The following is a 16572-nucleotide window of genomic DNA, read 5'->3' on the forward strand; positions in this document are numbered from 1 at the left end:
ACGGGGGCCTTTTTTGCATCTGGCAGGAATGTATAAGGCCAGTTGCCAATCGCGCTGGCGGCGGCCACGGGGCGCTGATACCTCCGTGTCATGGCGGTGATGTCTGACAATATCCGGGGTGCGTTGCTGATGACGGGGGGCATGTGTGCCTTTACCGTCAACGATGCTTTCATGAAGTCCGTGTCCGACCAGATCCCCCTGTTTCAGGCCGTCCTGTTGCGCGGCATGGGCGCGATTATCTGCCTGACGATCATGTGCCGCGTCATGGACCAGTTACATTTCAACCTGCCGCGGCGCGACTGGGGACTGATCCTGTTGCGCACGGTGGGCGAGGTGGGTGGCACCTATTTCTTTCTGACAGCTCTGTTTCACATGCCCATCGCCAATGTCAGCGCGATTTTGCAGGCGCTGCCACTGGCCGTCAGCCTTGCCGCGACACTGTTTCTGGGCGAGGCGCTGGGGTGGCGCAGGTTTGCCGCTATCGGCATCGGCTTTGTGGGCGTGGTGCTCATCATCCAGCCGGGTGGGGCGGATTTCAGCAGCTACAGTATCTATGCGCTGATCTCGGTGGCCTGCATCACGCTGCGCGATCTGGCGGTGCGGCGCATGTCCGTGCAGGTTCCGGTGGTATTCGTGGCCCTGATCGCGGCGATTGGTGTCACGGCACTGGGCGCGATCGGGTCACTTTTCATCACATGGCAACCGATGTCCGGCACCTCGACCATGCAGATCGGCAGTGCGACGGTCTGCCTGATTTTCGGCTATATCTTCTCGGTCAGTGCAATGCGCTCGGGCGAGATCAGCTTTGTCGCGCCTTTCCGCTATACCAGCTTGCTGGTCGCGCTGATCCTCGGGATGGCGGTGTTCGACGAATGGCCGAATGCCTTGACGATCCTTGGGGCGTCAATCGTGGTCGCCACGGGCCTCTTCACGCTCTGGCGTGAACGGCGGCTGCGCATCCGGCACAACCTGTCGCCGGACCGCATCCGCTGATCCGGCTAGCGCGTGCCGAAGAACACGCCGTCGAAGAACAGGTTCACGTCGCCAACAGCGTTCCCGGTTGCTGTGCCGAAGACGGCATCACCGCGGCTGAAGTCATCGCGAACACGGCCTTGCAGCGTCAGGTTCACGTCTGATGCGAAAGCCGTGCCGCCTGCCGTGACACCTGTGATCTCGCCGGCAGCACCGGCAAGGATACTGCCCTGATCCTCGAACCCGCCGATTGCAAGCCTGCCGCCGAGCAACTGGTCGGGTCTGCCTGCCGTGTCGATCAGATTGAGGTTGGACACCGACCCTGTCACCCGATTGGTGCTGAAGCCGACGTTCATCACCATGTCGCCAAGGATGCTGCCGCGCAGGTCGCCCGCCACATTGGATCCGACCTGTCCTGTATAGGTCACGGATCCTGTCGGGAGATCGACCGTGCGCGTCTCGGGCAGGCGGCTGATGCGGGTAGCCTCGCGAAAGGCGCGATCAACATCGCCTTGTCCGATGGTCGGCGGGGTAGGGGCGACGCAGGCGGCCAGCATCAGAGTAGCCGCCAAGGCGGAGAAAATCAGCTTCATGGGTGTAGTCTCCAGCTTGCCCGGTATCGATTCTTGCATGATTGCGTGTCGGGCTTTGTGTCTCTTGAACCGAGCGTTGCGGTTGAAGGCGCGCTATGCAATAGCAGCTTGTTTTCTGCGGGATTGGGGGCAAAACGGCGCCGGTCCGCCCCTGTTGACAGCCCATGCGCAACGGCCTATACGCCGCTTGTCCGGGCGGGGTTTTCCCATTTGTCCCGATATCACATCTGTTGTGGCCAAGAACCGGGCGATTATTGCCTTGTTCCTCTGGATACAGACCGCACCGAACCTCCGGTAAGGGTTCGACGCGGAATTTTTGTGCTTTTCATAGTCGAAAAGCATGTTTTGAAACCCGCGTTTGCCGGACGCATACATGTGAATAGATGGGAACATCACACGATGCCAACGATTCAGCAGCTGATCCGCAAGCCGCGCCAGCCGAAAATTGTCAAATCCAAGTCGCAGCACCTGGAATCCTGCCCACAGAAACGCGGCGTCTGCACGCGCGTTTACACCACCACACCAAAGAAACCGAACTCGGCCATGCGGAAAGTCGCCAAGGTGCGTCTGACCAACGGCTTCGAGGTGATCTCTTACATCCCCGGTGAAAGCCACAACCTTCAGGAACACTCTGTCGTCCTGATCCGCGGCGGCCGTGTAAAAGACCTTCCCGGTGTGCGTTACCACATCCTGCGCGGTGTGCTTGATACCCAAGGCGTCAAGAACCGTAAACAGCGCCGTTCCAAATATGGCGCGAAGCGTCCGAAGTAAGGGAAAGATCACATGTCACGTCGTCACGCCGCTGAGAAGCGCCAAGTTCTGCCAGACGCCAAGTTTGGTGATATCGTTCTGACAAAGTTCATGAACAACCTGATGGTTGATGGCAAAAAAGCTGTCGCCGAACGGATCGTCTACAACGCGTTCGATCGCGTTGAAGGCAAGCTGAAAAAGTCGCCCGTGGAAGTGTTCCACGAGTGTCTGGACAACATCAAACCATCGGTCGAAGTGCGTTCGCGCCGCGTCGGTGGTGCGACCTACCAGGTGCCCGTCGAAGTCCGCCCCGAGCGCCGCGAAGCGCTGGCGATCCGCTGGCTGATTGCTGCCGCGAAAAAGCGCAATGAAAACACCATGGAAGAACGGCTTGCAGGCGAACTGCTTGACGCGATCCAGGGCCGCGGCACCGCCGTGAAAAAGCGCGAAGACACCCACAAGATGGCCGACGCGAACAAAGCGTTCAGCCATTACCGCTGGTAATAGGGACGATCTGACATGGCACGCGACTATCCACTGAACCGCTACCGCAACTTCGGTATCATGGCGCATATCGATGCAGGCAAAACCACCTGCACCGAACGGATCCTGTATTACACCGGCAAGTCCCACAACATCGGCGAAGTGCATGATGGTGCGGCGACCATGGACTGGATGGAACAGGAACAGGAACGCGGCATCACCATCACCTCGGCTGCGACCACGACCTTCTGGCAGCGCCAGGACGACCCGACCGCTGACGGGATCTCCGACACCAAGTTCCGCATGAACATCATCGACACCCCCGGCCACGTGGACTTCACCATCGAAGTCGAACGCTCGCTGGCCGTGCTTGACGGCGCGATCTGTTTGCTGGACGCCAACGCCGGCGTCGAACCCCAGACCGAAACCGTCTGGCGTCAGGCTGACCGTTACAAGGTCCCGCGGATCGTGTTCGTCAACAAGATGGACAAAATCGGGGCAGATTTCTACAACTGCGTGCGGATGATCGCCGACCGGACCGGTGCCGTGCCTGCCCCCGTGCAGCTTCCCATCGGTGCAGAGACCGAACTGGAAGGCATCATCGACCTCGTGACCATGGAAGAATGGGTCTATCAGGGCGAAGATCTGGGTGCATCCTGGGTGCGTCAGCCGATCCGCGACAGCCTGAACGAGCTGGCACTGGAATGGCGCGGCAAGCTGATCGAGCTGGCCGTCGACATGGATGATGACGCCATGGAAGCCTATCTCGAAGGGCAAGAGCCCGACGTGGACACTCTGCGCAAGCTGATCCGCAAGGGCACGCTGGCGATGAAATTCGTCCCCGTTCTGGCCGGTTCCGCTTTCAAGAACAAAGGTGTGCAGCCGTTGCTGAACGCTGTGATCGACTATCTGCCCAGCCCGCTGGACGTGGTCGATTACATGGGCTTCAAACCCGGTGACGACACTGAGACACGCAACATTCCGCGCCGTGCGGATGACAGCATGCCGTTCTCGGGCCTTGCGTTCAAAATCATGAACGACCCATTCGTGGGCTCCTTGACCTTCACCCGCATCTATTCGGGCAAGCTGGCCAAGGGCGATGCGATGCTGAACTCCACCAAGGGTGGCAAGGAACGCGTCGGTCGCATGATGATGATGCACGCCATCAACCGCGAAGAAATCGACGAAGCCTGGGCCGGTGACATCATCGCGCTGGGTGGTCTGAAGAACACGACAACCGGCGACACCCTGTGTGATCCGTCCGATCCTGTCGTTCTGGAAACGATGACCTTCCCCGAGCCCGTGATCGAAATCGCGGTCGAGCCGAAAACAAAGGCCGACCAAGAGAAAATGGGCATCGCACTGGCACGTCTGGCTGCAGAAGATCCATCCTTCCGTGTGGAAACTGACTTTGAATCCGGTCAGACCATCATGAAGGGCATGGGCGAATTGCACCTCGACATTCTGGTCGACCGTATGCGCCGCGAATTCAAGGTCGAGGCCAACATCGGTGCGCCGCAGGTGGCATATCGCGAAACCATCGGCCACGAAGTCGAACACACCTATACCCACAAGAAACAATCCGGTGGGTCGGGCCAGTTCGGTGAAGTCAAGCTGTTGATCCAGCCCACAGCCCCCGGCGAAGGTTACTCGTTCGAGTCCCGCGTCGTTGGTGGTTCGGTGCCAAAGGAATACATCCCCGGCGTCGAAAAAGGGATCAAGTCGGTCATGGACTCCGGTCCTCTGGCAGGCTTCCCCGTGATCGACTTCAAAGTGGCGCTGCTGGAAGGCAAGTATCACGATGTGGACTCCTCGGTTCTCGCGTTTGAGATCGCAGCACGGATGTGTATGCGTGAAGGGATGCGCAAGGCTGGTGCGAAACTGCTCGAACCGATCATGAAGGTCGAAGTCGTGACACCCGAGGAATATACCGGCGGGATCATCGGCGACCTGACATCGCGTCGGGGCATGGTGCAGGGGCAGGATAGCCGCGGCAACGCCAACGTGATCGAGGCTTTTGTGCCGCTGGCCAACATGTTCGGCTACATCAACACCTTGCGGTCGATGTCGTCCGGTCGCGCCAACTTCACGATGATCTTCGATCATTATGAACCGGTGCCGCAGAACATCAGCGACGAGATCCAGAAGAAATACGCTTAACGGTGCGGCGGGGATAACCCCGCCCTACCACCCCCCGTAGGGCGGGGTTCTCCCCGCCGCCCCAACACAAATTCAAGGAGCCACACCATGGCAAAGGCAAAGTTTGAACGTAACAAGCCGCACGTGAACATCGGCACGATCGGCCACGTTGACCACGGCAAGACGACGCTGACCGCAGCGATCACGAAGTATTTCGGCGAATTCCGCGCCTATGACCAGATCGACGGCGCGCCCGAAGAAAAGGCACGTGGCATCACGATCTCGACCGCGCATGTCGAATACGAATCCGAAGCCCGTCACTACGCCCACGTCGACTGCCCCGGCCACGCCGACTATGTGAAAAACATGATCACCGGTGCCGCCCAGATGGACGGCGCGATCCTCGTCGTGAACGCTGCTGACGGCCCGATGCCGCAGACGCGCGAGCACATCCTGCTGGGCCGTCAGGTCGGCATTCCCTACATGGTCGTCTATATGAACAAGGTCGACCAGGTGGATGACGCCGAACTTCTCGAACTGGTCGAGATGGAAATCCGCGAACTGCTGTCCAAGTACGACTATCCCGGCGACGACATCCCCGTCATCCCCGGTTCGGCTCTGCACGCGATGAACGGCACCCAGCCGGAAATCGGCGAAGAATCGATCCGCAAGCTGATTGCGGCCGTCGACGAATACATCCCGACACCAGCACGCGCCGTTGACCTGCCGTTCCTTATGCCGATCGAGGACGTGTTCTCGATTTCCGGCCGTGGCACGGTTGTGACCGGTCGTGTCGAGCGTGGCGTGATCAACGTGGGCGACGAGATCGAAATCGTCGGTATCCGCGACACCAAGAAAACCATCTGTACCGGTGTGGAAATGTTCCGCAAATTGCTGGACAGCGGTCAGGCTGGCGACAACATCGGCGCATTGCTGCGCGGTGTGGATCGTGAAGGCGTTGAGCGCGGTCAGGTGCTGTGCAAGCCCGGTTCGGTCAAGCCACACACCAAGTTCGAAGCAGAAGCCTATATTCTGACCAAAGAAGAAGGTGGCCGTCACACGCCATTCTTCGCGAACTACCGCCCGCAGTTCTACTTCCGTACAACGGACGTGACCGGCACGGTTGTTCTGCCTGAAGGCACCGAAATGGTGATGCCCGGCGACAACCTGAAGTTCGAAGTCGAGCTGATCGCGCCGATCGCCATGGAAGACGGCCTGCGTTTCGCCATCCGCGAAGGCGGCCGCACCGTCGGCGCCGGCGTTGTGTCGAAGATCCTGCTCTAAGCAAAATATGGCGGGGCTCGCCCCGCCTGACACCAAACGAAAGGCCGCCCCAAAAGGGCGGCCTTTTGCGTTTCAGCGCCGCTTGCGGTCTTTAACGTCGTCAAAGACTGGTGTGATCGCGGCCGCCACTAATGCCGCTGCCAGCGGCAAGGTCGCGGCATAGCCAAGGGTCTGGAAGCCGACAGCCCCGGTCAGCCCGCCGACAAAGAACGACACCAGCAAGATCGCCAGCATCGGCACCCGTTGCGAGGTGGGCACAAATTCGGCCCGCATCGCGGTTTTGCGGAACACCCACCGGCCCAGATCAATGCCAAGATCCGTGGCGATCCCCGTGACATGGGTCGTCCGTATCACGGCCCCCGAAATCTTGGTGATGACCGCATTCTGCAATCCCATCACGAAGCACAAAAGCAAGATCGTGACCGTCACAAAAGCCCCCTGCAGGCCACCGATCTGCGTGCCAAGAATCCCGAAAGCCATCAGCAGCGATGCTTCCAGCAGCAGGGGGATCGCATATTCACTTTGCAGTTGACGGCTGCGGGCATAATTCACAAGGACAGCGGTGCAAGCGGCACCACCGATGAAGGTGGCCAGACAGGCCAGCCCGAACAGGGCGATCCGGTACTGCCCCACGGCAATCAGATCGGCCATTTCGGACACGATCCCCGTCATATGCGATGTGTATTGCTGCACCGCGAGGAAGCCGCCCGCATTGATCGCCCCGGCCACGAAGGCCAGCAGATAGCCAAGCCCGCGGTTGCCCGATTCGGTCCGCGACGCCCCGGTCAGATGCCGCGACAGATTCCTTGCCATGAATGGTGCCTTTCGTGCTGCATCCGGCCGTGAAAATGGGGCGCATGCACCCAAACAGCACCACCAATAGCGTTGAAACGCAAGGCCGCGCGGATCGGGCGCATTTGTGCAATCAGCCCTTGCCAGCTTGGGCGCAACCCCCTATACGGCCCCAATCCGACAAGGGTGCGCCATGCGTGCCCTTTTTACGTTGGACGAAAAGACGCGATGAGGGTTCTGGATGAGCCATGATCCTCCTCTCCGATCTAGGCCCTATTCAAAAAGGGTGATGAAATGGCAGGTAGCCAAACCATCCGTATCCGCCTCAAGGCGTTTGATTTCCGGGTGCTCGACGCGAGCACAGCCGAAATCGTCAGCACAGCCAAGCGCACAGGCGCTTCTGTTCGCGGCCCGATCCCACTGCCGAACAAGATCGAAAAGTTCACTGTTCTGCGCGGCCCGCACATCGACAAGAAATCCCGCGACCAGTTCGAGATCCGCACGCACAAGCGCCTGCTCGACATCGTCGACCCGACACCACAGACCGTGGACGCGCTGATGAAGCTCGACCTCGCTGCTGGCGTTGACGTCCAGATTTCCGTGTAAGGAGGGTTTTCAGAATGCTCCGTACAGGACTTATCGCAAAGAAACTGGGCATGACCCGGTTGTTCATGGAAGACGGCCGTCAGATCCCTGTCACCGTTCTTTCGCTGGAAAACCTGCAGGTTGTTGCACAGCGCACCGCTGACAAAGACGGCTATGTCGCTGTCCAGTTGGGTGCCGGTGCTGCCAAGGCAAAGCGTACAAGCCAGGCCATGCGTGGCCATTTCGCCGCCGCCAAGGTCGAACCAAAGCGCAAGGTTGCCGAATTCCGCGTCGCCCCCGAGAACATGATCAACGTCGGTGAAACACTGACCGCGAACCATTACTTCGAAGGCCAGTATGTGGACGTGTCCGGCACATCCATCGGTAAAGGTTTTGCCGGTGCGATGAAGCGGCACAACTTTGGCGGTCTGCGTGCTTCGCACGGTGTGTCCGTCAGCCACCGTTCGCACGGTTCCACTGGCCAGTGTCAGGATCCGGGCAAGGTGTTCAAAGGCAAGAAAATGGCCGGCCACATGGGTTCCGCCCGCGTGACGACCCAGAACCTGCAAGTCGTGCGCACCGATGCCGACCGTGGCCTGATCATGGTCAAGGGCGCGGTTCCCGGTTCGCGTGGCGGTTGGGTGACGCTCAAGGATGCGGTGAAAAAGCCGACACCTGAAAACGTGATCTACCCTGCCGGTCTGAAGTCGCTCGACGAAGAAGCCAAGCGTCTGGCCGAAGAAGCCGCCGCCGCAGCCGCCGCTGAAGAAGCCGCAGCCGCAAAGGCCGCTGCCGAAGCAGAACAGGCCGCACTGGAAGCTGCTGAAGCCGCCGCAAACGAAGCCCCGGCTGATGCCGATACGACAGAGGGTGATAAAAATGAAGGCTGATGCAATCAATCTGGAAGGCGCAAAGGCCGGTTCCGTCGAATTGAACGACGCGATCTTTGGTCTTGAGCCCCGCAAGGACATCCTGCACCGTGTCGTCCGCTGGCAGCGCAACAAGGCCATGGCAGGCACACACGACGTGCTTGGCCGGTCGGAAGTGTCCTATTCCACCAAGAAGATCTATCGCCAGAAAGGCACCGGCGGCGCACGTCACGGTTCCAAAGGCGCGCCGATCTTCCGGCACGGTGGTACCTACAAGGGCCCAACCCCGCGCAGCCACGCGCACGAGCTGACCAAGAAGTTCCGCAAGCTGGGGCTCAAGCATGCCCTGTCCGCGAAAGTGGCAGCAGGCGAGCTGGTCATCGTGGACAGCATCGATGTGAAAGACGCAAAAACCTCGGCACTGGCCAAAATGGTCGGTTCGTTGGGTTGGAAGCGTGCGCTCATCATCGACGGGGCCGAAGTGAACGAAAACTTCGCCCGCGCAGCCGCCAACATCGAAACCATTAACGTTCTCCCATCCATGGGTGCCAACGTTTACGACATCCTGAAGTCGGACACGCTTGTCCTGACCAAGGCGGGTGTCGCAGCACTGGAGGCTCGTTTGTCATGAGCGTGAAAGCCGAACATTACGACGTGATCCGCAAGCCGATCATCACCGAGAAAGCGACGATGGCGTCCGAAGCCAACGCCGTCGTTTTCGAAGTCGCAATCGACGCCAACAAACCCCAGATCAAACAGGCCGTCGAGGCGCTGTTCGGTGTGAAGGTCAAGGCCGTGAACACGACGATCACCAAAGGCAAGGTCAAGCGTTTCCGCGGTGCCCTGGGTACTCGCAAAGACGTGAAAAAGGCCTACGTGACCCTGGAAGCAGGCAACACGATCGATATCTCCACCGGGCTGTAAGGCTCAGGTGAGGTCGAAGAAAGAAAGCCCTCGCGGGAACGCGGGGGCTTTTTTGTTGGGCGGGAATAGTTGCACGTGCGAAGAAAAGTCCTTCATCGCTCATTCTCGGTACCGCCTCGCTTTCAGGATGGGCGGTTCGGGCACCCAACGGCGACGGGGCCATAAAATAATTGTGTTTGTAGCAAACCATATTACCCTAGCGCGAACCGCAATCGTCATCGGAAGCGCGAGCATTGAAGAGGTTACTTTTGACATTATTGGCCGCTGCAGTGGTCTCAGCATGTGATGGAGGAAACTCCGACGGTGGAGGCGGTGGCGAAGCAGGTGCTCTCCTTGGAGCATTCGTAGTAGGCGGCGTGTTGGCTCTCGGAGAATTGGAAACCCGAAGACAACAGGCCGGGATTGATCAATTAGGCGATAGTGGCGCAATGATTGCACGGCGAGTGTTTGCTGGTCCGAGCCAATTTAACCCCGCGAATTTCGATGTTTATGGCGTTGTTGCTTTCCCGTCAGCGCCAACGTCTGCAAACAGGTCGCGATTTGTTATGATCTGCGAGGCGTTTATGCAGGGAATTTCACCAGTAAGTGAAACAGACTCGGCTAGAGCAAACTTAGCACTTACGGTATGGCCGGTGCAAAAAGAGATCACTGACCAGCAAATAGGGTTTCGTTTAACTGAGGCATGCACAAACGCTACCGATCTGTATGATGCAAAAACATCTCGTGACGTTATTGATGCAGCTAATCGCTCAGGCCAAAATGTTGATGGTCGGGGGCCATTTCTTATCGCTTGGAGTCCAGGCGCACAATTTACAAACGAAGCGCGATACATAGCCTTCATTGACATGTCGCGGGTTAACCGACCATCTGAAGCTATTGAACGCATCAGAGAATGGCGGAGATTGGTAGTCTCAGAGCCTGAGACTTGGGAGCAGCGCTGGAGTGCCGGACGTTTCAAACAATTCGGTGACGAATTTTACGCTTTTGTCGGGCCTCTATTGGAGTAGTTGTTAAATTGCCATGATCGAACAGTTCTTGAATGTTCTTTTTAAGCTTTTGTCTTTAAGAAGCGCTGTACTGGTCGCCATACTACTTGGTGCTGCGATTGCGATTCCAATTGCTATTTGGCAGGTAACCTATTTTCAGATTGAAACAGTCGGCGAAGTGCGAGCAATGCTAATTACCAGTTATGTGGTAGGTCAGGTGATTGCGATCATAGTCCTATGGTTAAAGAGACGAGTGGCAGCTGTGTTCTTAAGGCGTAGTGGTCGCCCAGATAGCAAAAGTCCGTGGCGGCAGGACGAAAATGAGTGACACAGACTGTTCAGCAAGCCCAGCCGTTACGAGACTTGCGGTTTTATCTACTCGTCTCTAGACACCCCCCGACCTCCCCGCTATACGCCACCAATCACGGCCTCGGATTCGTTCCGGGGCCTTGTGTCTTATGCGCAGGCTAGGGTTCGCCCCGGCAATCGTAGGTCGGGGTTCACCCCGACAACCCTTCACTTGGGGACCTTCGGGGCCCTGTAAACCATAGTCCCGGACCTGTCCGGGACGCCAAGCAAACGGAAGAAGCTAACATGGCATTAAAGTCGTACAAACCGACGACGCCAGGCCAGCGCGGGCTGGTGCTGATCGACCGTTCGGAGCTTTGGAAAGGTCGCCCTGTCAAGGCCCTCACAGAGGGTCTGAGCAAATCGGGCGGACGGAACAACACCGGACGGATCACAATGCGTCGCATTGGTGGGGGCGCAAAGCGTCTTTACCGCATCGTCGATTTCAAGCGCAACAAGCTGGACATGACAGCCGTTGTTGCACGTATCGAATACGATCCGAACCGGACAGCATTCATTGCGCTGATCCAGTACGAAGACGGCACCCAGACCTATATTCTGGCGCCACAGCGTCTGGCGATCGGTGACAAGGTCATCGCCTCGGCCAAGGCTGACATCAAGCCGGGCAACGCGATGCCTTTCTCGGGCATGCCCATCGGGACAATCGTCCACAACATCGAACTCAAGGCAGGCAAAGGCGGCCAGATCGCCCGTGCAGCCGGCACCTATGCCCAGTTCGTCGGTCGCGATGGCGGCTATGCGCAGATCCGCCTGTCGTCCGGCGAATTGCGTCTGGTCCGTCAGGAATGCATGGCCACCGTCGGTGCCGTGTCGAACCCCGACAACAGCAACCAGAACATCGGTAAGGCCGGTCGCAACCGTCACAAGGGCATTCGCCCATCTGTGCGCGGTGTCGCGATGAACCCGATCGACCACCCGCATGGTGGTGGTGAAGGCCGGACATCCGGTGGCCGGACGCCTGTGACCCCATGGGGTAAGGATACCAAAGGTACCCGCACCCGTAACAAGAACAAAGCATCGCAGCGCCTGATCGTGCGCACGCGTCATGCCAAGAAGAAGGGTCGGTAATAATGGCTCGTTCCGTCTGGAAAGGCCCGTTCGTCGACGCCTATGTCTTGAAAAAGGCAGAAGCAACGCGCGAAAGCGGCCGCAACGAAGTGATCAAGATCTGGTCGCGTCGTTCCACTATCCTGCCTCAGTTCGTTGGCCTGACCTTCGCGGTCTACAACGGCAAGAAGCACATCCCTGTCAACGTCACGGAAGACATGATCGGTCAGAAGTTTGGTGAATATTCGCCAACACGGACCTACACAGGTCACGCCGCCGACAAAAAAGCGAAGCGGAAATAAGCCATGAGCAAGGATAAGAATCCCCGCCGCGTGGCCGATAACGAAGCAATGGCAAAACTGCGCATGCTCCGTACATCCCCGCAAAAGCTGAACCTCGTTGCTGCGCTGATCCGTGGCAAGAAAGTCGAAAAGGCCCTGCAGGACCTGACTTTCTCCAAAAAGCGGATCTCGGACGATGTGAAGAAATGTCTTCAGTCGGCCATCGCCAACGCCGAAAACAACCACAATCTGGATGTTGACGCGCTGGTCGTTGCAGAGGCTTACGTCGGCAAGAACCTGATCATGAAGCGGGGCCGCCCACGGGCGCGTGGCCGTTTCGGCAAGATCGTCAAGCCGTTTTCAGAACTGACCATCAAGGTGCGTCAAGTTGAGGAGCAATCATAATGGGTAACAAAGTAAACCCTATCGGGATGCGTCTTCAGGTCAACCGCACCTGGGACAGCCGCTGGTTCGCGAACACCAAGGAATATGGTGATTTGCTGCTGGAGGACCTGAAGATCAAGGCGTTCATCCGCAAAGAATGCGCACAATCCGGCGTCAGCCGCGTGATCATCGAACGTCCGCACAAAAAGTGCCGCGTCACGATCCATGCTGCCCGTCCCGGCGTGATCATCGGCAAGAAAGGTGCAGACATCGAAGGTCTGCGTCAGAAGCTGGCGAACCTGACCAAATCGGAATTGCACCTCAACATCGTTGAAGTGCGCAAGCCCGAACTGGACGCAGCGCTGGTCGCTGAATCCATCGGTCAGCAGCTGGAACGCCGGGTGTCGTTCCGTCGTGCGATGAAACGTGCTGTGCAGAACGCCATGCGCATGGGCGCCCTGGGGATCCGGGTCAACCTTGCCGGTCGTCTGGGCGGTGCCGAAATCGCGCGGACCGAATGGTACCGTGAAGGTCGCGTGCCGCTGCACACATTGCGTGCGGACATCGACTATGCGCTCTACGAAGCCATGACGCCCTATGGCATCATCGGCATCAAGGTCTTCATCTACAAAGGTGAGATCATGGAGCATGACCCGCAAGGCCACGACCGTAAACATGCCGAGCTTCAGGAAGGCGCTATCCCGCGCGGTCCTGGCGGCCCGCGTCGCGACAGGTAAGGAGTAGAGAAGATGCTGCAACCAAAGCGCACGAAACACCGCAAGCTGCACAAAGGCCGTATCCGTGGTGAAGCAAAGGGCGGGTCCGACCTGAACTTTGGCACGTACGGTCTGAAAGCGACCGAGCCGGAGCGGATCACCGCCCGCCAGATCGAAGCGGCGCGTCGCGCCATGACGCGTCACATGAAGCGTCAGGGCCGCGTCTGGATCCGGATTTTCCCGGATCTGCCCGTGACCTCCAAGCCCATCGAAGTGCGGATGGGTAAAGGTAAGGGTTCGATCGACTTTTGGGCATGCAAGGTCAAACCCGGCCGCGTGATGTTCGAAATCGACGGCGTCAGCGAAGAAATCGCACGCGAGGCCCTGCGCCTTGCCGCGATGAAACTGCCGATCAAAACACGCACCGTGGTGCGCGAAGACTGGTAAGTCCGGGGCAACCCGACCTTCCGAATTGTCGAAAGATCAGAACCCCCGTCGAGATATCGGCGGGGGTTTTTGCTTGACGAAAGCATGCAAACAGGGCGCTACTGGACAATCGTTTTTGCTGACTTGGATGGTGAACGTGGAAGCGATCATTCTATGCGGTGGTGAAGCTGTGCGATGGGCCAACCACATGGGTGTACCAAAACATCTGGTCCCGATTGATTCCGTTCCGCTTTTGCACAACACGCTTGCCAAGCTGCGGCAGTCGGGAATAACCCGCATCGTCATCGCGGGGCGGGGCGAGGATTATCACTTACCCCAGACGGGCTATCTGGATGTCCCGCAAGAGACCTGCACAGCACCGGCGGATAAATTCAATTCCTCGCGCGCGCTTTGGTCGAAAAGCGGTCTGACGGCCCTGTTGTTTGGCGACGTGTTTTTCTCGGATGCGGCGATCGCGACTTTGCGACAGTCACAGCCAGACGCGATCGCCTTTCTCGGGCGGTTGACGGGCAGCCGCATTACCGGCTGCGCCTCTCCGGAAATCTTTGCTCTGACCTTCGGCCCTCTTGCGCATCACGTGCTTGATGACGCCTTGGCGCAAATCGCGACCGCGCCGACAGCGCGGCCAACAGGCTGGCAGCTTTACAACATCCTGGCTGACAAAGCGGCTGTTGGGGATCTTCCTGTGCCGCTCAGGCTGACATTCAACCATGTCGATGATCTGACCGAAGACTTCGATTTCCCCGAAGACTATCAACACTGGCAGTCCCAAAGGGCCAAAGCCGGTCAGGTCAGGATGACCGACGTCGCCAGTGATAGGCAGGCGGCACAGCAACGCATGAAACGGGTCTGGCAGGTCAGAGCGCAACTTGCACTGCTTGTAGGTTTTCTGACCGGTGTCTTCGTGACGCTGCTGGCCTGGCTGGTGGGGGCGTGACGCCCTAGGACAGACGCATCGCTTTGCGCTGGTTCTCCGGTGTCGCCATATACCAGTCGCGGGTTCTTTCAAACGCCTGCATCAGCTTGCGGTCATTGCCGCAAATCTGGGCGATCTGTGCGGCGAATTCACTGTCTGTTAGACCGTAGAACGCCTTGGCGGCGCGGTCTGCTTCGTTGGTGTGGTTCCGATCCGGTGTCATAGGTTACTCCTTTGCTGGGCTTATCCTAACCCAATGCGGTGAATTTGAGGTGAAAACGCGACCTCTGTTTATTCACGTCGTCGCATTGCGCTGAGTTTCGCAGCCTCAACCCCAGCTGTAATTGAAACTGACGCTGATCCGTTCTTCTTCCTCTGCCATGTTCATCGGCACCTCGTGGCGCAGCCAGCTTTCCCACAGAAGCACGTCGCCCACCACGGGGGCGACGTAGACAAACTGGCGCAATTCCTCGCGTGCGGATTTCTGGCGGGGCGGGGCGGCCATCATCATCGCAAGGCGCGGGTCCTCGAACTTGATCGCGCTGGCCCCTTCAGGCATGGCGACATAGGTCGTGCCGCTAATGACTGAATGGGGGTGGATATGGCCAGTGTGGATGCCACCGGGGGGCAGAATGTTGATCCAGATATCCTCGAGCTTCAGCGCCTTGTCGCCAAGGTCGAATTCAAGGTCCTTTACGAAAGCGGCAACATGCTTGTCCAGCACGGCGACAAGGTCCTTGAATATCGGAAACCGCCACGGCAGATCGGTCAGCGACGCATAGGACGTGTAGCCGGGATAGCCCTGTTCTTCGCACCACTGCTGGCCGGCCTCATCGTCATCGGCAATCACAAGACAAGAGTTTTCCAGCTCGCCCGGATCTATCGCCCCATGGGCAGAGAGCTGGGCTTGATAAAGACGGGTGGCGAAAAGCGATTTGATATTGGTCATGCGCCTGTCATATCCAGTTTCCACGCAACGGTATAGTGTCGCCTCGTATCTTGCTGTGCGATAAAGCAAACCGCTGCCCTGCAAGGGGTTGCTTTATCGGGGAATGGGGGCTAAACGGCGCACTTCTACCCCCACTCCATCGGGAATCGGGTAACGCTTTGCGCGGCCTGCCGATGATGTTGAAAAGGAAAAATGGCATGGATGCCAAAGAACTGCGGGCGAAGTCGCCCGATCAGCTCCGTGACGAGCTGGTCAAACTGAAAAAAGAATCGTTCAACCTGCGCTTTCAGCAGGCCACTGGCCAGCTGGAAAACACTGCAGCGTTCCGTGCGGCACGTCGCAATGCGGCCCGCGTCAAAACCATTCTGAACGAAAAGGCCGCAGCTGCGGCTTCGGAGGCTTAAGAGAATGCCTAAGCGTATCCTTCAAGGTGTTGTCACAAGCAACCAGAACGCCCAGACCGTGACCGTCCAGGTCGAGCGTCGCTTCAAGCACCCTTTGCTGCAGAAAACCGTCCGTAAGTCCAAGAAATACCGGGCTCACGACGAGAACAACGCCTTCAACGTCGGTGACACCGTCCGCATTCAGGAATGTGCGCCGAAATCGAAAACCAAACGCTGGGAGGTTATTGCTTCTTAAGCAGTAACACCCGGTTCAATGAAACCCTGGGGCGCCGGTCGGAAATCGGCAACTCCCCAAAGGTCGGAGAAACCAAATGATCCAGATGCAGACCAATCTGGATGTAGCTGACAACAGCGGCGCTCGCCGTGTTCAGTGCATCAAGGTTCTGGGTGGTTCTCACCGCCGTTACGCCAGTGTCGGTGACATTATCGTCGTATCGGTGAAAGAAGCCATCCCACGCGGTCGCGTGAAAAAAGGTGACGTGCGTAAGGCCGTCGTCGTACGCACCGCCAAAGAAGTGTTCCGCGAAGATGGCACTGCCATCCGCTTTGACAGCAACGCTGCTGTCATCCTCAACAACAACAACGAGCCTGTCGGCACCCGTATCTTCGGGCCAGTTGTTCGCGAGCTGCGCGCAAAGAACTTCATGAAAATCATCTCGCTCGCTCCGGAGGTGCTGTAACC

The 16572-nt window shown here is 58.2% G+C and carries 24 protein-coding genes; 20 read left to right on the top strand and 4 right to left on the bottom strand.

All coding sequences use genetic code 11. The annotated features are described in order from the left end of the window. Window positions 1–90: 90 nt before the first annotated feature. Complete coding sequence (locus tag VCK47_RS12470; RefSeq protein WP_322890538.1) at window positions 91–993, top strand: DMT family transporter; 903 nt, start codon at window positions 91–93, stop codon at window positions 991–993. 5 nt (window positions 994–998) lie between these two features. Here VCK47_RS12470 and VCK47_RS12475 read toward each other — a convergent pair whose 3' ends face one another. Continuing rightward, window positions 999–1565 (bottom strand): hypothetical protein, encoded by a 567-nt coding sequence (locus VCK47_RS12475; protein ID WP_322890537.1) that lies wholly within the window; start codon window positions 1563–1565, stop codon window positions 999–1001. 399 nt (window positions 1566–1964) lie between these two features. On the opposite strand from VCK47_RS12475, the gene rpsL reads away from it, so the two are divergent. The 4 genes from rpsL (at window position 1965) to tuf (ending at window position 6221) form a co-directional block, all read left to right on the top strand. Next, window positions 1965–2336 carry a 30S ribosomal protein S12 gene (rpsL, locus tag VCK47_RS12480; RefSeq protein ID WP_322890536.1) on the top strand — a complete coding sequence of 124 codons (372 nt, stop codon included), beginning with the start codon at window positions 1965–1967 and terminating at the stop codon, window positions 2334–2336. A gap of 12 nt (window positions 2337–2348) precedes the next feature. After that, window positions 2349–2819: a 30S ribosomal protein S7 gene (gene rpsG, locus VCK47_RS12485; RefSeq protein WP_087205941.1), complete on the top strand. Its 471-nt coding sequence runs from the start codon at window positions 2349–2351 to the stop codon at window positions 2817–2819. 15 nt (window positions 2820–2834) lie between these two features. Then, window positions 2835–4958 (top strand): elongation factor G, encoded by a 2124-nt coding sequence (fusA, locus tag VCK47_RS12490; protein ID WP_322890535.1) that lies wholly within the window; start codon window positions 2835–2837, stop codon window positions 4956–4958. A gap of 87 nt (window positions 4959–5045) precedes the next feature. Beyond that, complete coding sequence (gene tuf / locus VCK47_RS12495; RefSeq protein WP_322890534.1) at window positions 5046–6221, top strand: elongation factor Tu; 1176 nt, start codon at window positions 5046–5048, stop codon at window positions 6219–6221. A gap of 72 nt (window positions 6222–6293) precedes the next feature. On the opposite strand, the gene VCK47_RS12500 is transcribed toward tuf, so the two are convergent. Next, complete coding sequence (locus VCK47_RS12500) at window positions 6294–7034, bottom strand: YoaK family protein (protein ID WP_322890533.1); 741 nt, start codon at window positions 7032–7034, stop codon at window positions 6294–6296. A gap of 273 nt (window positions 7035–7307) precedes the next feature. Between VCK47_RS12500 and rpsJ the strand changes: the two genes are divergently transcribed. From rpsJ to VCK47_RS12560, 12 genes are all read left to right on the top strand, one after another. Beyond that, window positions 7308–7619 (top strand): 30S ribosomal protein S10, encoded by a 312-nt coding sequence (rpsJ, locus tag VCK47_RS12505; protein ID WP_007206605.1) that lies wholly within the window; start codon window positions 7308–7310, stop codon window positions 7617–7619. A gap of 14 nt (window positions 7620–7633) precedes the next feature. Continuing rightward, window positions 7634–8488 (top strand): 50S ribosomal protein L3, encoded by an 855-nt coding sequence (gene rplC / locus VCK47_RS12510; RefSeq protein ID WP_322890532.1) that lies wholly within the window; start codon window positions 7634–7636, stop codon window positions 8486–8488. Then, window positions 8478–9098, top strand: a complete 621-nt coding sequence (gene rplD, locus VCK47_RS12515) for a 50S ribosomal protein L4 (protein WP_019956977.1) — start codon at window positions 8478–8480, stop codon at window positions 9096–9098. The genes rplC and rplD overlap by 11 nt, the downstream gene beginning before the upstream one ends. Further along, entirely contained in the window at window positions 9095–9391 is a 297-nt protein-coding gene (locus VCK47_RS12520) for a 50S ribosomal protein L23 (protein WP_087205945.1), read from the top strand. Before rplD ends, VCK47_RS12520 begins: the two co-directional genes overlap by 4 nt. Window positions 9392–9639: 248 nt before the next feature. Further along, complete coding sequence (locus tag VCK47_RS12525; RefSeq protein WP_322890531.1) at window positions 9640–10398, top strand: hypothetical protein; 759 nt, start codon at window positions 9640–9642, stop codon at window positions 10396–10398. 13 nt (window positions 10399–10411) lie between these two features. Continuing rightward, complete coding sequence (locus VCK47_RS12530; RefSeq protein WP_322890530.1) at window positions 10412–10705, top strand: hypothetical protein; 294 nt, start codon at window positions 10412–10414, stop codon at window positions 10703–10705. A gap of 266 nt (window positions 10706–10971) precedes the next feature. Beyond that, window positions 10972–11814 (top strand): 50S ribosomal protein L2, encoded by an 843-nt coding sequence (gene rplB / locus VCK47_RS12535; protein WP_322890529.1) that lies wholly within the window; start codon window positions 10972–10974, stop codon window positions 11812–11814. A gap of 2 nt (window positions 11815–11816) precedes the next feature. Next, window positions 11817–12095 (top strand): 30S ribosomal protein S19, encoded by a 279-nt coding sequence (gene rpsS / locus VCK47_RS12540; RefSeq protein WP_322890528.1) that lies wholly within the window; start codon window positions 11817–11819, stop codon window positions 12093–12095. Window positions 12096–12098: 3 nt separating this feature from the next. Further along, window positions 12099–12479 carry a 50S ribosomal protein L22 gene (rplV, locus tag VCK47_RS12545; protein WP_007206610.1) on the top strand — a complete coding sequence of 127 codons (381 nt, stop codon included), beginning with the start codon at window positions 12099–12101 and terminating at the stop codon, window positions 12477–12479. Beyond that, complete coding sequence (gene rpsC, locus VCK47_RS12550; protein WP_087205946.1) at window positions 12479–13195, top strand: 30S ribosomal protein S3; 717 nt, start codon at window positions 12479–12481, stop codon at window positions 13193–13195. The genes rplV and rpsC overlap by 1 nt, the downstream gene beginning before the upstream one ends. A 12-nt stretch (window positions 13196–13207) precedes the next feature. Next, the gene (gene rplP / locus VCK47_RS12555) at window positions 13208–13621 is read left to right on the top strand and encodes a 50S ribosomal protein L16 (protein ID WP_007206612.1); all 414 of its coding nucleotides are present in this window, start codon (window positions 13208–13210) and stop codon (window positions 13619–13621) included. A 25-nt stretch (window positions 13622–13646) separates the two neighbouring features. Further along, window positions 13647–14558 (top strand): NTP transferase domain-containing protein, encoded by a 912-nt coding sequence (locus VCK47_RS12560; protein ID WP_322892289.1) that lies wholly within the window; start codon window positions 13647–13649, stop codon window positions 14556–14558. A 4-nt stretch (window positions 14559–14562) separates the two neighbouring features. Here the strand turns inward: VCK47_RS12560 and VCK47_RS12565 are convergent, their stop codons facing one another. Both VCK47_RS12565 and VCK47_RS12570 read right to left on the bottom strand, forming a co-directional pair. Next, window positions 14563–14760, bottom strand: coding sequence for a hypothetical protein (locus VCK47_RS12565; RefSeq protein WP_322890526.1), 198 nt, complete (start codon window positions 14758–14760; stop codon window positions 14563–14565). Window positions 14761–14865: 105 nt separating this feature from the next. After that, window positions 14866–15486, bottom strand: coding sequence for a 2OG-Fe(II) oxygenase family protein (locus VCK47_RS12570; RefSeq protein WP_322890525.1), 621 nt, complete (start codon window positions 15484–15486; stop codon window positions 14866–14868). A gap of 197 nt (window positions 15487–15683) precedes the next feature. On the opposite strand from VCK47_RS12570, the gene rpmC reads away from it, so the two are divergent. The 3 genes from rpmC to rplN all read left to right on the top strand — a co-directional run bounded on the left by rpmC (window position 15684) and on the right by rplN (window position 16570). Beyond that, window positions 15684–15890, top strand: coding sequence for a 50S ribosomal protein L29 (gene rpmC, locus VCK47_RS12575; protein WP_026352117.1), 207 nt, complete (start codon window positions 15684–15686; stop codon window positions 15888–15890). Between the two features lie 4 nt (window positions 15891–15894). Further along, complete coding sequence (gene rpsQ / locus VCK47_RS12580; protein ID WP_019953317.1) at window positions 15895–16125, top strand: 30S ribosomal protein S17; 231 nt, start codon at window positions 15895–15897, stop codon at window positions 16123–16125. 76 nt (window positions 16126–16201) lie between these two features. After that, window positions 16202–16570 (top strand): 50S ribosomal protein L14, encoded by a 369-nt coding sequence (gene rplN / locus VCK47_RS12585; RefSeq protein ID WP_007206617.1) that lies wholly within the window; start codon window positions 16202–16204, stop codon window positions 16568–16570. Window positions 16571–16572 lie beyond the last annotated feature (2 nt).

Origin of the sequence: Yoonia sp. 72, assembly GCF_034652275.1 — a bacterium.
In the GTDB taxonomy this organism is placed as follows: Bacteria; Pseudomonadota; Alphaproteobacteria; order Rhodobacterales; family Rhodobacteraceae; genus Yoonia.

What these genes read in the sequence shown, in the direction of transcription:
- VCK47_RS12470 (WP_322890538.1), top strand. Translation starts at nt 91, where the DNA reads ATGGCGGTGATGTCTGACAATATCCGGGGTGCGTTGCTGATGACGGGG.
- VCK47_RS12475 (WP_322890537.1), bottom strand. Translation starts at nt 1,565, where the DNA reads ATGAAGCTGATTTTCTCCGCCTTGGCGGCTACTCTGATGCTGGCCGCC.
- rpsL (WP_322890536.1), top strand. Translation starts at nt 1,965, where the DNA reads ATGCCAACGATTCAGCAGCTGATCCGCAAGCCGCGCCAGCCGAAAATT.
- rpsG (WP_087205941.1), top strand. Translation starts at nt 2,349, where the DNA reads ATGTCACGTCGTCACGCCGCTGAGAAGCGCCAAGTTCTGCCAGACGCC.
- fusA (WP_322890535.1), top strand. Translation starts at nt 2,835, where the DNA reads ATGGCACGCGACTATCCACTGAACCGCTACCGCAACTTCGGTATCATG.
- tuf (WP_322890534.1), top strand. Translation starts at nt 5,046, where the DNA reads ATGGCAAAGGCAAAGTTTGAACGTAACAAGCCGCACGTGAACATCGGC.
- VCK47_RS12500 (WP_322890533.1), bottom strand. Translation starts at nt 7,034, where the DNA reads ATGGCAAGGAATCTGTCGCGGCATCTGACCGGGGCGTCGCGGACCGAA.
- rpsJ (WP_007206605.1), top strand. Translation starts at nt 7,308, where the DNA reads ATGGCAGGTAGCCAAACCATCCGTATCCGCCTCAAGGCGTTTGATTTC.
- rplC (WP_322890532.1), top strand. Translation starts at nt 7,634, where the DNA reads ATGCTCCGTACAGGACTTATCGCAAAGAAACTGGGCATGACCCGGTTG.
- rplD (WP_019956977.1), top strand. Translation starts at nt 8,478, where the DNA reads ATGAAGGCTGATGCAATCAATCTGGAAGGCGCAAAGGCCGGTTCCGTC.
- VCK47_RS12520 (WP_087205945.1), top strand. Translation starts at nt 9,095, where the DNA reads ATGAGCGTGAAAGCCGAACATTACGACGTGATCCGCAAGCCGATCATC.
- VCK47_RS12530 (WP_322890530.1), top strand. Translation starts at nt 10,412, where the DNA reads ATGATCGAACAGTTCTTGAATGTTCTTTTTAAGCTTTTGTCTTTAAGA.
- rplB (WP_322890529.1), top strand. Translation starts at nt 10,972, where the DNA reads ATGGCATTAAAGTCGTACAAACCGACGACGCCAGGCCAGCGCGGGCTG.
- rpsS (WP_322890528.1), top strand. Translation starts at nt 11,817, where the DNA reads ATGGCTCGTTCCGTCTGGAAAGGCCCGTTCGTCGACGCCTATGTCTTG.
- rplV (WP_007206610.1), top strand. Translation starts at nt 12,099, where the DNA reads ATGAGCAAGGATAAGAATCCCCGCCGCGTGGCCGATAACGAAGCAATG.
- rpsC (WP_087205946.1), top strand. Translation starts at nt 12,479, where the DNA reads ATGGGTAACAAAGTAAACCCTATCGGGATGCGTCTTCAGGTCAACCGC.
- rplP (WP_007206612.1), top strand. Translation starts at nt 13,208, where the DNA reads ATGCTGCAACCAAAGCGCACGAAACACCGCAAGCTGCACAAAGGCCGT.
- VCK47_RS12565 (WP_322890526.1), bottom strand. Translation starts at nt 14,760, where the DNA reads ATGACACCGGATCGGAACCACACCAACGAAGCAGACCGCGCCGCCAAG.
- VCK47_RS12570 (WP_322890525.1), bottom strand. Translation starts at nt 15,486, where the DNA reads ATGACCAATATCAAATCGCTTTTCGCCACCCGTCTTTATCAAGCCCAG.
- rpmC (WP_026352117.1), top strand. Translation starts at nt 15,684, where the DNA reads ATGGATGCCAAAGAACTGCGGGCGAAGTCGCCCGATCAGCTCCGTGAC.
- rpsQ (WP_019953317.1), top strand. Translation starts at nt 15,895, where the DNA reads ATGCCTAAGCGTATCCTTCAAGGTGTTGTCACAAGCAACCAGAACGCC.
- rplN (WP_007206617.1), top strand. Translation starts at nt 16,202, where the DNA reads ATGATCCAGATGCAGACCAATCTGGATGTAGCTGACAACAGCGGCGCT.